General features: G+C 73.5%; 11 protein-coding genes and 1 tRNA gene. 4 read left to right on the top strand and 8 right to left on the bottom strand.

The genetic code is table 11. From position 1 onward, the window contains the following. Positions 1-188 precede the first annotated feature (188 nt). Both ACZ66Z_RS09930 and ACZ66Z_RS09925 read left to right on the top strand, forming a co-directional pair. Positions 189-1,280: an LLM class flavin-dependent oxidoreductase gene (locus tag ACZ66Z_RS09930; protein ID WP_469933477.1), complete on the top strand. Its 1,092-nt coding sequence runs from the start codon at positions 189-191 to the stop codon at positions 1,278-1,280. Between the two features lie 241 nt (positions 1,281-1,521). After that, entirely contained in the window at positions 1,522-3,216 is a 1,695-nt protein-coding gene (locus ACZ66Z_RS09925) for a glycosyl hydrolase family 18 protein (protein WP_469933476.1), read from the top strand. A 77-nt stretch (positions 3,217-3,293) separates the two neighbouring features. Here ACZ66Z_RS09925 and ACZ66Z_RS09920 read toward each other — a convergent pair whose 3' ends face one another. Further along, entirely contained in the window at positions 3,294-5,192 is a 1,899-nt protein-coding gene (locus ACZ66Z_RS09920) for a putative bifunctional diguanylate cyclase/phosphodiesterase (protein WP_469933475.1), read from the bottom strand. A 354-nt stretch (positions 5,193-5,546) separates the two neighbouring features. Between ACZ66Z_RS09920 and ACZ66Z_RS09915 the strand changes: the two genes are divergently transcribed. Then, positions 5,547-6,797 (top strand): M6 family metalloprotease domain-containing protein, encoded by a 1,251-nt coding sequence (locus tag ACZ66Z_RS09915; protein WP_469933563.1) that lies wholly within the window; start codon positions 5,547-5,549, stop codon positions 6,795-6,797. 50 nt (positions 6,798-6,847) lie between these two features. On the opposite strand, the gene ACZ66Z_RS09910 is transcribed toward ACZ66Z_RS09915, so the two are convergent. From ACZ66Z_RS09910 to ACZ66Z_RS09880, 7 genes are all read right to left on the bottom strand, one after another. Then, positions 6,848-6,921 (bottom strand) — tRNA-Lys (locus ACZ66Z_RS09910). Beyond that, positions 6,912-7,541, bottom strand: a complete 630-nt coding sequence (locus tag ACZ66Z_RS09905; RefSeq protein WP_469933474.1) for a hypothetical protein — start codon at positions 7,539-7,541, stop codon at positions 6,912-6,914. The genes ACZ66Z_RS09910 and ACZ66Z_RS09905 overlap by 10 nt, the downstream gene beginning before the upstream one ends. A 198-nt stretch (positions 7,542-7,739) precedes the next feature. After that, positions 7,740-8,096, bottom strand: a complete 357-nt coding sequence (locus tag ACZ66Z_RS09900) for a hypothetical protein (RefSeq protein WP_391904247.1) — start codon at positions 8,094-8,096, stop codon at positions 7,740-7,742. 170 nt (positions 8,097-8,266) lie between these two features. Further along, positions 8,267-9,598 (bottom strand): AAA domain-containing protein, encoded by a 1,332-nt coding sequence (locus tag ACZ66Z_RS09895; RefSeq protein ID WP_469933473.1) that lies wholly within the window; start codon positions 9,596-9,598, stop codon positions 8,267-8,269. A gap of 110 nt (positions 9,599-9,708) precedes the next feature. After that, on the bottom strand, positions 9,709-11,313 hold the full coding sequence (locus ACZ66Z_RS09890) for a hypothetical protein (protein WP_469933472.1): 1,605 nt from the start codon (positions 11,311-11,313) through the stop codon (positions 9,709-9,711). Beyond that, entirely contained in the window at positions 11,304-12,428 is a 1,125-nt protein-coding gene (locus ACZ66Z_RS09885) for a hypothetical protein (RefSeq protein ID WP_469933471.1), read from the bottom strand. Before ACZ66Z_RS09885 ends, ACZ66Z_RS09890 begins: the two co-directional genes overlap by 10 nt. Further along, positions 12,361-13,200: a phosphatase PAP2 family protein gene (locus ACZ66Z_RS09880; RefSeq protein ID WP_469933470.1), complete on the bottom strand. Its 840-nt coding sequence runs from the start codon at positions 13,198-13,200 to the stop codon at positions 12,361-12,363. Before ACZ66Z_RS09880 ends, ACZ66Z_RS09885 begins: the two co-directional genes overlap by 68 nt. A 143-nt stretch (positions 13,201-13,343) precedes the next feature. Here ACZ66Z_RS09880 and ACZ66Z_RS09875 point away from each other — a divergent pair, with 143 nt between their 5' ends. After that, complete coding sequence (locus ACZ66Z_RS09875; protein ID WP_469933469.1) at positions 13,344-13,940, top strand: histidine phosphatase family protein; 597 nt, start codon at positions 13,344-13,346, stop codon at positions 13,938-13,940.

The raw sequence follows: 13,940 nt of genomic DNA, 5'->3' as shown, positions 1-13,940 counted from the left end.
TGGGCTGGGACGCGACACCCTGGCATATGCCCACGTCATGAGTGGTGCGCAGAGTCTCAGGTCAGGGGCGTGCGCGGTGGTGTCGACGGTGGTGTTCGGCCATCGGCGGGCGGCAGAAATTTTCCGCCCGCGGGGGAGCGGAATAAGCGGAGACACCCTCCTGTTGTCGTCCTGATGTATCCGCACGCATGTCGAGGAGGGTCCCGAAGGTGACCGACGCTGTTCGAGGAGAGGCGCGGGGCAGCGCGCCCGTACCGCTGTCCGTGCTGGACCTGGTGACCGTCGGCAGCGGGCGGACCGCGACCCAGGCGCTCGCCACGAGCGTCGAGCTGAGCCGGCTCGCCGAGCGACGCGGCTTCCACCGCCACTGGGTGGCCGAGCACCACTCCATGCCCGGGGTCGCCTCCTCCTCCCCGGCCGTGATCCTCGCCCACCTCGCGGCCCACACCCGGCGCATCCGGCTCGGCTCGGGCGGCGTCATGCTGCCCAACCACGCCCCGCTGGTCGTCGCCGAGCAGTTCGGCACCCTGGAGGCCTTCGCGCCCGGCCGGATCGACCTCGGCCTCGGCCGCGCGCCCGGCACCGACGGGGCCACGGCCGCCGCCCTGCGCAGGTCCGACGGGCTGAACGAAGGGGCCGACGACTTCCCCGAGCAGCTGGCCGAGCTGACCCGCTTCCTGGACGACGACTTCCCGGACGGGCACCCGTACGCCCGGATCCACGCCGTGCCGGGGCCGGTGCAGGGCCCGAAGGGGCGCCCGCCGATCTGGCTGCTCGGCTCCTCCGGCTTCAGCGCCCGCCTCGCCGGGCTGCTCGGACTGCCCTTCGCCTTCGCCCATCACTTCTCGGCCAGGAACACGATCCCGGCGCTCGACCTGTACCGGGACTCCTTCCGGCCCTCGGAGGCCCTCGACGCCCCGTACGCGATGATCGGCGTCTCGGCGTTCGCCGCCGAGGAGGCGGCGCAGGCCCGCCGCCAGGTCCTCGCCGGCGCGCTCGCGATGCTGCGGCTGCGCACCGGCCGGCCGGGTCTGGTGCCGACGCCGGAGGAGGCGGAGGCGTACGGGTTCGGTCCCGCCGAGCGGGAGTTCGTCGACGGCTGGCTCGCGAACGTCGTGCACGGCACGCCGGACGAGGTGCGCACCGGCCTGGACGACCTCCGGAAGCGGACGGGTGCGGACGAGCTGATGATCACGGCCAACGGGCACGGAGGCGCGGAGCGGGTCCGGAGCTACGAGCTGATCGCCGACGCGTACGAACTGCCGGAGCTGCCGGAGTAACGGGGAAAACGGGTCGCGTGGTTCGTCCCCGAACGCGCCGCGCCCCCGTCCTAAGTGAACCTTAAACCGCTCGTCACCGATGGTGGCGGGCGGTTCTCTTTTGTGCTTCACCCCTCTGACAAGGGCTTTCCTCGTCGAATTGGTCTAGTCCTCAATCTGGTTCAGACCATTGACGAGCTGTTCGCGCGGCGGATATCACTGCTCCAACTTCCGTACCGCCACCCCCTCCCGGAGGCAGCACGTGCACCCCCGTAAGCCCTTGATCGCCGCGCTCCTCAGCTCGGCCCTCGCCGCCGGCGCCCTCGCCGCCACGGCCGGACTCGGCTCCGCCCAGGCCGCCGCGGCCGGCACCACCGCCTCCACGGGCGGCGTGAAAATCGCGTACTACGACCAGTGGAGCGTCTACGGGAACGCCTTCTACCCGAAGCACCTCGACGAGCGGGGCATCGCGGCGGGCCTGGACGTCATCAACTACTCGTTCGGGAACATCCACCCGACCGACCTCACCTGTTTCGAGGCCAACAAGGCCGCGGGCGACGACAACAACCCCAACGCGGGCGACGGCGCGGGCGACTCGTACGCCGACTACCAGAAGTCCTTCTCGGCGGCGGACAGCGTCGACGGCGTCGCCGACAAGTGGGACCAGCCGATCGTGGGCGTCTTCAACCAGTTCAAGGAGCTGAAGGCGAAGCACCCCAAGCTGAAGATCAACATCTCGATCGGCGGCTGGTCCTACTCCAAGTGGTTCTCGGACGCGGCCAGGACCGACGCGAGCCGCAAGAAGCTCGTCGCCTCCTGCATCAAGCAGTACATCCAGGGCGACCTGCCCGTCGAGGGCGGCTACGGCGGCCCCGGCAGCGCGGCCGGCATCTTCGACGGCATCGACATCGACTGGGAGTACCCCGGCTCGCCCGACGGCCACCTCGGCAACCACTACGCCCCCGAGGACAAGCAGAACTTCACGCTCCTCCTCGCCGAGTTCCGCAAGCAGCTCGACGAGTACGGCGCGGCCCACGGCGGCAAGAAGTACCTCCTGACCGCCGCGCTCCCGGCCGGCCAGGACAAGATCAAGAACATCGAGACGGACAAGATCGGCGCGTACCTCGACTACGCGAACATCATGACGTACGACATGCACGGCGCCTGGGACGGCGACGGGCCCACGTACCACCAGTCCCCGCTGCGCTCGGGCGCCAACGACCCGACCGACGTCATCAAGCCGGGCACCGAGAAGTACTCGATCGAGAACGCGATCGACTCCTGGATCGACGGCAAGCCCGCCTACGGCATCACCGGTGGCTTCCCGGCGAACAAGCTGACCCTCGGCTACGAGTTCTACTACCGCGGCTGGAAGGGCGTCCCGGCCGGGGCCGCCAACGGCCTCGCGCAGCCCGCGACCGGCGGTTCCAACGCCCGCCCGCTGAGCCAGGCGGCCGGCATCGCGTACTACAAGGAGCTCGGCGGCATCGTCGACAACCCGTCGACCACCTTCTGGGACGACCAGGCCAAGTCCGCGTACTTCTACAAGGACGGCGAGTTCTTCACCGGCCTGGACAAGCGCACCGTCCAGGCGCGCGCCGACTACGCCCACAACCGCGGCCTGGCCGGCGCGATGATGTACTCGCTCCTCGGCCTCGACGCCAACGCGACGCTCTTCAAGGACATCGTGACGGCGGTCGGCTCGTCCCCGACGACCCCGACCACCCCGCCGACCACGCCGCCCACCACCCCGCCGACGACTCCTCCGACCACGCCTCCGACGACGCCGCCCACCACCGGCTGCACCACCGCGCCGTACGTGGCCGGCACCGTCTACACCGGCGGCTCGCTCGTCTCCCACAAGGGCCGCACCTGGAAGGCCCAGTGGTGGACCCAGAACGAGGAGCCGGGCACGACCGGCGAGTGGGGCGTCTGGAAGGACCAGGGCGCCTGCTGATCCCCCCACCGCCCGAACGAACCACTGCCCCCGCCCGGAATGTCCCTCCGGCCGGGGGCAGTTCCACGTCTCCGCTCCTACACGGGAAGCGGTTCCGTGCCGATCAGCTCGGCGATGCGGTCCGGGGCCACCGCCCGCGAGTACAGCCAGCCCTGCCCGGTGTCGCAGCCGATCCGGCGCAGCCGGCTGGCCTGCCCGGCCGTCTCGACGCACTCCGCGGTCACGGTGAGACCGAGCCGGTGGGCGAGCTGCACGAGCGCCTCGACGATCAGCTCGTCCGCCGGGTTGGCGTGCTCCTCGTCCTGGAAGCCCCGGACGAAGGAGCCGTCCAGCTTGAGCACGGAGACCGGCAGCCGGCTCAGATAGGCGAGGTTCGAGTAGCCGGTGCCGAAGTCGTCGATCGCGATCCGCACCCCCATGTCGCTCAGCGCCTGGAGCGCCTGGAGCGGCCGGCCGTTCGAGCCCATCACCGCGGACTCGGTCAGCTCCAGCTGGAGCAGGTGCGGCGCGAGACCGGTCTCCGCGAGGATGCCGGCCACGTCCGCGACCAGGTCGGAGTCCCAGACCTGACGGACCGCCACGTTGACGCTGACGAAGATCGGGCGCTCGCGCGGATGGTCCTTCTGCCACTGCCTGGCCTGGCGGCAGGCGGTGGCGAGGACCCAGCGGCCCAGCTCCACGATGGAGCCGTCCTCCTCGGCGATCCCGATGAACCGATTCGGCGGGAGCGGGCCGAACTGCGGGTGGTTCCAGCGCACCAGCGCCTCCACCCCGCGCACCGCCCCGTCGGTCAGGTCCACCAGCGGCTGGTACTCCAGGGCGAACTCCCCGCGCTCCACGGCCGGCCGCAGGGTGGAGGAGAGCGACTGCCTGGTCATGCGGTGGGCGTTGCGCTCCGGGTCGAAGAGCGTCCAGCGGGCCTTGCCGTCCGCCTTCGCCCAGTACAGCGTGGTGTCCGCGGCCTGCATCAGGGCGGTCGCCGTCGTCCCGGCCCCCGCGCGTTCGACCACGCCGATCGAGGCGGAGACCGAGAGCCGCTGGCCGCCCAGGTCGAAGGGGTGCTGCAGCGCGTCGAGCACCGCGCGCGCCAGGTCCGCCAGTTGTTCCGTGCCGGTGGACTCCTCGACCAGGATCGCGAACTCGTCGCCGCCGAGCCGCGCCACGAGGTGGCCGCCGTTGCGGGTGTAGCCGTCGCTGTCCGCGCACTCCGTCAGCCGGGTGGCGACGGCGGCCAGGAGCCGGTCGCCGACCCGGTGGCCGAGGGTGTCGTTGACCGCCTTGAAGCCGTCGAGGTCCAGATAGCAGAGACCGATCCGCCCTGTTCTGCCATAGCCGTACGACTCGTAGGACTCATGCGACTCATGTGACCGGGGGGAGTCCTGGGAGCCGTGCCGGCCACGGGCCTCGGCGGCCGCGGCGTCCTGGGCCGCGGCCTCCAGGGCCGCCGAGAGGCGCTCGAAGAACAGCGCGCGGTTGGGCAGCCGGGTCACCGGGTCGTGCATCTGGAGGTGACGCAGCCGGGCGTGGAGCTCGCGCCGCTCGCTGATGTCCGCGATCGACAGCAGGACGCGCCGGCTGTCGGGCACGGGGGCGACGGTGACCTCGGCCCACAGCGAGCGCCCGTCGGCGTGCTTGAGGCGGCGGGTGCAGCGGAAGCGGGAGCGGCGACCGCCGAGCACCTCGCGGTAGGCGTGCCAGGTGCGGCCGTCGGAGGCGAGGTCGACGAGGTCGGCCGCGGCCTGCTCCCGGAGCGCCGCGGGCTCGGCGCCGAGGAGGGTGCCGAAGGAGTCGTTGGCGGCGATGACGACGCCGTCCTCGTCGATCACGGCCATGGCGAGCTGGGCGATCCGGAAGGCGGCGCGGTAGTCGCGGAATTCGGCCGCCCGGCGCGCGAGGTGACGCTCCGTGAGTGCGGGTTCGGCCGCGTGTGTCTCCGGTGGCTCTGGGTGCACCGGTCCTTCGGGGGTTCCGCTCACCGCTCGCTCCCGTGTGCAGTCGGGCCGGTCACATGTGGTCGGGACGGTCGGCCAAGGAAGAGTGAGCCGATCATAGAGCCAGCCGGGGGAGCGTTCCAGCTCCGAGGAGCCTCCGGGGGACCTCCGGCGCTGTGAGGCTGCCCACCGGACCGACCCGCCCGATCGTTTCTGCACGGGTCTGACACGGGCAGTCGAGGGCATGATCGAAAGTGACTTTCCGTGAGCTGAAGTGCGCTCGTGTCGCGTCGACCCGGTGGCATGCCCTCACCCGACCGGGGCAGCGGAAACATGCGAAACGTCGCAAACCATCCCAAGGTGGGTGGGGTGTCCCGCATTCCCGATCCGGAGGTCCACGTGAGGGCTCAGCAGCCACCCGGGGGAGTGGAACGGCCGCGCCTGCGTGCCGGCGCGGCGGCCTTCACCTCGCTCGCCGCCCTGGCCGCCACGGGGCTCGTCGCGGGTCCCGCCGTCGGCGTGTCCCCGGCGGGTCCCTGCACCCTGCCCCGCGCCGCCGTCCACCACTCGCTCGGCCTCGACACCTGGAACGGCGCCTACTCCCGGCCGAACCGGGACCTCGACGCGGTCATGATCTTCCTGTCCTTCCCGGACTCCGCGCCGCTCAACGAACCGGCCGAACTCGCCGCCGACCACTTCCCGGCCACCAGCGAGTACTTCGACCGCGCCTCCTACGGGCGCTTCCACCTGCGCCCGCACCCCCGGCCCGAGTGGACCCGCATGCCGCACTCCTCGGAGGAGTACGGCATACGGCGGGACTGGGACGCCGGGAAGCGGGCCGCCTACCTCCGCGACGCGATCACCGCCGCCGACAAGGACGTCGACTTCTCGCGGTACGACATCGTCTATCTGGTCGCCGACCCGGACGCCCCCGGCGTGGACTCCGACGCGACCAAGGTCGTCAACCTGGAGCAGCCGCTGGAGGCCGACGGCACCGAGGTCAAGCGCGTCGTCACCGTCTTCGAGCGGCACCCGCCCGACCACAACGTCCTCGCCCACGAGACCGGCCACGTCTTCGACCTGCCCGACCTCTACCGCCGGCCGGTGGACGGCAAGGGCGACTGGGACACCCATGTGGGTGACTGGGACGTCATGGGCAGCCAGTTCGGACTCTCCCCGGACCTCTTCGGCTGGCACAAGTGGAAGCTCGGCTGGCTCTCCCGCGCCCAGGTCACCTGCGTCCACGGCGCGGGCTCCCGGCTGGTCAGCCTGGAGCCGGTCGACGCCCCGCCCCCGGCCGGCGGCACCCTCGGCACCCGGCTCGCCGTCGTCCGCACCGGCCCCGACAGCGTCCTCGCGATCGAGGCCCGGAGCGGCGCCGGGAACGACGCCGGCACCTGCACCGAGGGCGTGCTCGTCTACCGGGTCCGCAGCAGCGCGGCCTCCGGCGACGGCCCGGTCGAGGTCGTGGACGCCCACCCGGCGACCCAGGCGTGCGCGGAGCGCTCCGTCTACCCGCCGCTCGCGGACGCCCCCCTGGAGGAGGGCGAGACCCTGACCGTGCCCGGGACCGGGGTCCGCGTCGAGGTCACCGACCGCACCCGGGCGGGCGTCTGGACGGTGAAGGTCACCCCTCCTGGAGGGGCGTGACCGGGAAGACGGAGAAGCCCCTCGCTTCCGCGAGGGGCTTCTCCTGTCTGTGCGCCGCCAGGGACTCGAACCCCGGACCCGCTGATTAAGAGTCAGCTGCTCTAACCAACTGAGCTAGCGGCGCCTGCTGACGTCGTAGACATTAGCATCCGGATCGGCGGGAGGAAAAATCGATACCCGCACGTCGGCGGCGGAGGTCGCCCGGACGGCCCGCACGCAGGCCCAGAGCATGACCTCGGGACCGGGCAGCCACGGATGCCGGGTGTCCGGGGCCACCAGCCAGCGGGGCCCGGCGGAGCCGGACGGCACGAGCGCCGGCACGGTCACCGCGTCCCCGAGCCCGTGACAGAGCGGCCGGGCGACCGCCTCGCTCCACTCCTCCCAGTCGAGCAGGGCCGGCAGCCGCTGGGCCGTCCCCGGCGCGGCGAACAGCATCATCCGGCCCCGGTGCGTCGCGACGGGCCCCGAGCCCGGGCCCTCCTCCCACAGCCGGTCCAGCATCCGGCGACCGAAGACCGGGTCCACGTTGACGACGTCGAAGACGCTCCCGCAGGGCAGCGCCGCCGGGGAGGCGGGGCGGGACTCCCAGCGGGTGAGCGCGGCGCCGTCGCGGCCCCCGGCGGCCGAGGCGAGCCAGGCGGCCCCGTCGGCGGTGACCCGGGCCGTCTGGTGTCGTCCCTCGTCGCCCTGCCGGAGGAACCGGAAGATGTCGTGCGGGGTCTCGTCGCGCAGCCAGGTCGTCATGGATCCAGGTCTACCGGGTGTGATCACCCGATTGCCGAGGGTTCCCGGAATCCCGGACAGGAGGGGCGGGGGAGGGGTATCGTGCCCCTCGGCATATGCCAGGGGTGCTTTTTCGGTCAGACGTGCGCTTCCGAGCCACGCGAACGGCCTTTCCGGCCGGCTCGGCCTCCCCACCGACTTCCGGGCCGCACCCGGGGCTCAGTCCTCCGCCGGCTGCCCGTTCGTCCGGATCAGGTCGCGGCCGAACTCGATCATCTTCCGGGCGTAGTCCTCGGTCCACGCCGCCCGCTCGGCGACGTCCGCCGCCGTCAGCCGGTCGAACCGGCGCGGATCCGCCAGCTGCGCGGCCGCGATCGCCTGGAACTCGGTCGCCCGGTCCGTCGCCGCCCGGAACGCGAGGGTCAGCTCCGTCGCCCGGGACAGCAGCTCGCGGGGGTCCTCTATCGACTCCAGGTCGAAGAAGTGCTCCGGATCGGCGGTCGCCTCGGCAGGCTCGAAGATCAGCGGTGCCGGCCGAAGCCGCCGCTGTGCGCTCCGCTCCGCGGGTTCCGCCATCGTCCTTCTCCTCCTCGCACAGGCACGGCCCGGACTCCCGGGCCGTCTTCCATTGTCCCGCGCCCCGCAAGAGCGCGAAGCCCTTTCCGCGCGCCCCTACGCCGTCCGGCCGAGACCCGGCAGGAGCAGCCGCAGGCCGCCGAAGAACTCCTCGTCCGGGCCGATCGCGCTCAGGGCGTCCAGCTGACCCGGTGTTCCTCCAGGTGGGAGAGGACCGCGTGGTTCGCCTCCCAGCCGTCCGGGAACGAGACCGCGACCCCGAGCCGCACCGGATCCGTCGACGGGTGCTCGTCGAGGAGCTCCGCCACGCCCGCCCGGCACACCACGACGCACGCGTGCCGGTGCCGGGAGGCCAGCACGCACAGCCGACCCGTCTCCAGGTGGAAGGCGGTCGCGTCCGGGCGGCCCGACAGCGGGTGCAGGACGACCGTCACGTCGTACTCGCGGCCCTGGAGCCGGTTCGCGGTGTCCACCGTCACGCCCGAGACGCCGAGGTCCGCGAGCGCCGCCCGGACCGCCGCCGCCTGGTCGCGGTGGGCGGTCCCGACGGCGACCCGGTCCGGGGTGAGCGGGACCGGGGTCTCCGAGCGCTCCGAGACCGCCGCGCCGCCCCGGTCCAGCAGCCGGCGCACGACCAGGGCGATCGCGCCGACCGCCTCGGGGTCGGTGCGGGGGGTGTGCCGGGCCGGGAGTTCGAGCAGGCCCCAGCCGGACCCGGCGGCCTCGTCGAGGACCCGGTCGGGACCGGAACCGTCCGAGGGCACCCCGAAGGAGAGCCTCCGGTCCCCGTGCCCGGTGCCGCTGCGGAACGGCGTGTACGGGTAGAACGCGTCCGACACCAGCGGCGCCGCCGTGGCGGGCAGCCGCCAGGAGACCGGCAGCCGGTGCTGCGGCAGCTCCGGGTTGTGGGCGAGCAGCGTGGAGACGGCACTCGCCGAAGGGTCGTACGTGAGCCCCGCCCACTGCTCCGCGCCCACCACCGAGAACGGGTCGAGCTGCCCGGGGTCGCCCACGAACAGCGCCCGCTCGAAGAGGCCCGCCACGGCGAGCAGCGCGTCCGAGCGCATCTGGTACGCCTCGTCGACGATCGCGTGCGCCCACGGCTCGACGTTCTTCACGTGCCCCCACTTGGCGGCCGTGGACAGGACGACCGGCAGCCCGGCCAGCTCGCCCGCCTTCGCCGACTTCCGTACGTTCGCCAGGTCGTCGAGCGCCTTGTCGTACGGGTCGGAGTCGCTCGAGTGCAGCCGGCCGACCTCCAGCTCCGGCTCCTTCTCGGCGAGCCGCAGCACCAGGTCGTCCACCTGCGCGTTCGTCTGGGCGACCACCATCAGGGGGCGCCCGGCGGCGGCCAGCTCCAGGGCGGCCCGGACCACGAGCGTCGACTTGCCGGCGCCGGGCGGGGAGTCGACGACGACGCCCCGCGCGGAGCCGTGCAGGGTGTCCGCCAGGATGGCGGAGGTCGCGCGGGCGGCCTCGGCGGACGGGTCGAACACGGTCACGGCAGGTCCTCGGGGGTCACGGCGTCGAACAGGATCACGGCAGGTCCTCGGGGGGTACGGAGCCGGGCGCGGTCACGGCAGGTCTTCGGGGGGTACGGAGCCGGGCGCGGTCACAGCACGTCCTCGGGGGTCACGGCGTCGGGCGGTTCCACGGCGTCCGCCCGGGGCGGGCCGCCGTGCGTCCAGGGCGTCTCCTCCGGGGCCGGCAGCTTCGGTCCGACCCGCTGCTCGTGCTCGAACAGCGTCCAGGCGATCCGCTCGCCCTTCTCCGGCACCGAGCCCTCCGCCGGCTCCCTGGACCGGCCCATCCGGTCCAGGATCCGCAGGAGCAGCGAGCCGTCCTCCTCGTACCGCACGAACTCCGCCGCCTGCGGCTTGCCGTCCAGCGAGCGGTACACCCGCGTCCTCTCGCCCAGGTGCGGCCGGTCGTCCGTGCGGACCGCGAGGAGCGGGCGCGGCGCGGGCCGCTTCGACTCCGTCCACGCCATCGTCACCTCGACCACCTCGGCCGAGAACGCCTCGCCCGCGAGGCGGCGCTCCGCCAGGACCAGCGGATCGTCCAGGGCCTCCTGCGCCTCCAGCTGGCCCTGCGCCTGCTCGCGGGCGGCGAGCTTCGAGGCCGCCGTCACGGCGTCGTCCCGGCGCGGCTGCGGCGGCTCGCCGGCCGCGACCCGGTCCCGGTGGCCGGTGAAGGACCAGCGGTCTCGGGTCCAGCGGTCCTCGACCCTGGCGCCCTCCGGCAGCTCCCGCAGCAGCTCGATCGCCCGCCAGACGGCGTACCAGGTCGGCTTCAGCTGGGAGAGGACCAGCCGGCGCAGCTCCCGCTCGGCCCCGTGCAGCTCGGCGAGGCCCGTGTCGGCGCTCTCGCCGTCCTCGGCCGCGCCGAGCGCCTGCCGGGCCCGGTCGTACCGCTCGATCGCCGGTGCGAGGAGCTTGTTGTCGAAGGCCGGATCGGTCGCGGGACCGGCGGGCGGGCAGAGCAGCTGCCCCCGGGCGTCCCGGCCGACCTCGGCCCGCAGCGCCGCCTCGGCACCCGGCTCCGCAGTGCCCCGCGCCGCGTCGGACGGGTCGATCCAGGCGAGCAGCGCGCCCAGGTGCTGGTCCTCCAGGGACGACTGGCCGGTCGCCCAGTGCCGGTTGAGCAGGTCCGTCGCCGCGAGGAGCAGCGAGGAGCCGGGCACCCGGGCCCGCTCGCCGAAGTGCGTCAGCCACCGGCCGAGCAGCGGCACCCGCGGCGGCGCGGGGAACGGCGTCTCCGGGTCCTGCTCGGCCGTCCGCCGGAACCGCGTCGACCGCCCGAGCAGCCGCACGTACTCGACGCCCGCCCGGCTCGGCACGATCAGCTGCGGCGCGTCGGCGCACAGCTCGACCTCGACCTTCACCTTCCTGCCGGTCTCCGGGTCGACCTCGTTGCGCTCCGCCGCCTCGACGACGTCCGTGAACGAGTCGACGTACGGCAGGACCTCCTCGGCCAGGTCCGCGAGGAACGCGAACCGCAGGTCACGGTCGCGGGGTTGCGGCACCACCAGGAGCCGAGGCTCCTCGGGATCGGTGCCGACCAGCGCGCCCAGCGGGGCGCCCGCCTCACCGGCCGTCGTCAGCGGCACGAGGACCAACGGCCGTGCGGACAGCCGCCGGTGCCGCACCGTGGCGAGCGGCTGAGCCCGGCCCGACTCGACGGCCTCCATCCGGGCGAGCGTGGAGATCAGCGACATCCCGGCACCCCCGCCAGGGCCTCGTCGCGCAGCGCCCGCGCCCGGCGCAGCGCCGCCACCGCCGGGTCCTCCGGGTCGCCCTCCTCGCCGCGCGCCGCCGCCAGGACCGCGCCGACCGTCGTCAGGCCGCCCAACTCCCCCCGCACGGAACGGCCCAGGGTCTCCACCGCGCCCGCCTCCCGGGAGCGCGCCCGGCAGTGGAAGGCCAGCTCGCAGGCGGCCAGGCACTCCGGCGCGTACTGGTGGGGCACGCACTCCACGGCCGCCGTCAGCTCCTCCGGCGTCCGCTCCACCACGTCGAAGCTGATGCCCTCCGGCAGGGCCCGCGCGATCTCGTCGATCCGGGTCAGCCGGGCCAGTTGACGCCGGGTCACCGACCGCTGCTTGCGCACGTCGACCACCGAGGCCGCCGGCACGTTCGAGAAGTCCTTCGGGCAGACGAGGAGCACCGACTGCGCGACCCGCGCGCCCTCCGTACGCGCCGCCACCCGCTCAAGGGCCAGCACGTACACGGCGGCCTGGCGGGCCGCCGCGCCCACCTTCGCCGCGTCGGCCGAACCGTCGATCATCGGGAACGACTTGATCTCCACCACCGTCCACCCGCCGTCGGGGCGCACCACCACCGCGTCCGGCTCCAGGTAGACGGGGGCGCCGGCGACCTCCAGGGCGAGCAGCGGGTGGTCGAGCAGCGTCCACGCCCCGGCGTCCGTCGCCTCGCGCAGGGCGAGCGCCGTGCGCGCCACCCGTCCCTCGGGCCCGGCCGCCGCCAGGTCGGGCAGGGACACCCCGCCCGGCTCCTCCACGCCGATCAGGCGCAGCAGTTCGCGCCCGCCGTCCGCCTTGACCTTCGCCTCGAAGGAGTTGCCCCGCACGATCGCGAACTGCGACTGCCCGAACGGCGCCGGCGAGCCGAGCTTCGCGGCCAGCGCCGACTTGTCGACGCCCGCCCCGTCGAGGACGGCCCGCCGCCGGCAGCCCGGATTGGCGGCCAGCGCCGCGAGGGCCCGCGCGTCCAGCGGACGCGGCACGACGCCCGGTCCACGCAGCTCAGCGAGTTGCTGCCGGCTGGTCGTCTGCGGTGTTCGGGACAGACCGCTGTCCAGGGATGCGCTCACCCGTGGAAGTCTCGCATCCGCCGGTGACAACCGGGAGCGCTTCCGTCCTCCCGCCGATCCGGTCGGCGATCCGCAGCGCGTACGGGGCGAGCAGCAGACCCGCGCCCATCACGGCCGCCCCGGCGACCGCGTCGAGCAGGTAGTGGTTGGCGGTGCCCATCACGACAAGGGACGTGACCAGCGGATACGCCACCCCGAGGGCCTTCGTGAGCGGCGTCCGCCCGTACCGCCACAGCATCACCCCGCACCACAGCGCCCAGCCGACGTGCAGGCTGGGCATCGCCGCGTACTGGTTCGTCAGACCGCCGAGCCCGCGCGGCGCGCTGGCCTCGCCGCCCCACCAGCCGTACGCGCTGAAGCGCTCCATCGTGTCCGTGAAGCCGTGGGCCGCGTCGAGGAGCCGGGGCGGGGCGGTCGGCAGCAGCGTGAAGCCGACGAGGCCGAGCAACGTGGAGAGCATCAGCCAGGCGCGGGCGGCCCGGTAGTGCGCGGGGCGGCGGCGGAAGAGCCACACCAGGACCGCCGGGGTCACCAGGTAGTGCAGCGACGCGTACGCGAAGTCCGCCGGGACCCCGAGCGCGGGGACGTCCGTGAACAACCGGTTCAACGGGTGCTCGGCGTCGATCCCGAGGCGCTCCTCGAACCGCAGGACCGCGAGCCCGTGCGCCGTGGCCGAGGGCTCGTCGCCCTTCACCAGGAGCCGCCCGCCCGAGTAGGCCGCGTACACGACGGCGATCAGGGACAGCTCCGCCCACCAGCGTGGCTTGCGCATGAACGTGTCCCCCAGTCGGTGGTCGGCCCGGGGGAGGGGACGCAGGGCGGTCCCCGGGGGTTGCCCGGGCGCCACCGCGCGTTCACGTCGGCGATGATGGGAGAGGCACGTCCGCACCGTGAAACCCCTGGAGCGTCCTTCCCATGGCACCGCGCATCCTGCTCGCCCGGCACGGCCAGACCGAGTGGTCCCTTCTCGGCCGGCACACCGGCAGGACCGACATACCGCTGCTCGACGAGGGGCGGCGCGGCGCGAAGCTGCTCGGCGAGCGCCTGCACCGGGGCCCCTGGCAGGGACTGCCCGACGTGGAGGTGCGCACCAGCCCGCTGGTGCGGGCGAGCGAGACCTGCGAGCTCGCCGGCTTCGGGGACAGGGCCCGGCCCTGGGACGCGCTGATGGAGTGGGACTACGGGGCGTACGAGGGGCTGACCCCGCCCGAGATCCGGAAGATCCAGCCGGACTGGTTCATCTGGCGCGACGGCGTCCCCGAGGGGGAGACGCTCGCCCAGCTGTCGGACCGCGCCGACGAGATCGTGGAGTGGGCCCGCTCCGCCGACCGGGACGTCCTGGTCTTCGCCCACGGCCACATCCTGCGCTCGATCGGCGCGCGCTGGCTCGGCGAGGACGTCTCCTTCGCCTCCTGCATCCGCCTGGACCCGACGAGCCTGTCGGTCCTCGGCTGGGCGTACGGCGCCCCGGCGATCGAGCGCTGGAACGACACGGGCCACCTGGAGCAGTGA

Source organism: Streptomyces sp. NPDC107498 (genome assembly GCF_055582805.1).
The sequence above is the reverse complement of the archived record's forward strand: the minus strand, read 5'-3'. Positions and strand labels throughout refer to the sequence as shown.

Excerpts from the sequence above, each read along its gene's own strand:
- ACZ66Z_RS09930 (WP_469933477.1), top strand. The coding sequence starts at position 189 with ATGTCGAGGAGGGTCCCGAAGGTGACCGACGCTGTTCGAGGAGAGGCG.
- ACZ66Z_RS09905 (WP_469933474.1), bottom strand. The coding sequence starts at position 7,541 with ATGACGACCTGGCTGCGCGACGAGACCCCGCACGACATCTTCCGGTTC.
- ACZ66Z_RS09900 (WP_391904247.1), bottom strand. The coding sequence starts at position 8,096 with ATGGCGGAACCCGCGGAGCGGAGCGCACAGCGGCGGCTTCGGCCGGCA.
- ACZ66Z_RS09890 (WP_469933472.1), bottom strand. The coding sequence starts at position 11,313 with ATGTCGCTGATCTCCACGCTCGCCCGGATGGAGGCCGTCGAGTCGGGC.
- ACZ66Z_RS09880 (WP_469933470.1), bottom strand. The coding sequence starts at position 13,200 with ATGCGCAAGCCACGCTGGTGGGCGGAGCTGTCCCTGATCGCCGTCGTG.
- ACZ66Z_RS09875 (WP_469933469.1), top strand. The coding sequence starts at position 13,344 with ATGGCACCGCGCATCCTGCTCGCCCGGCACGGCCAGACCGAGTGGTCC.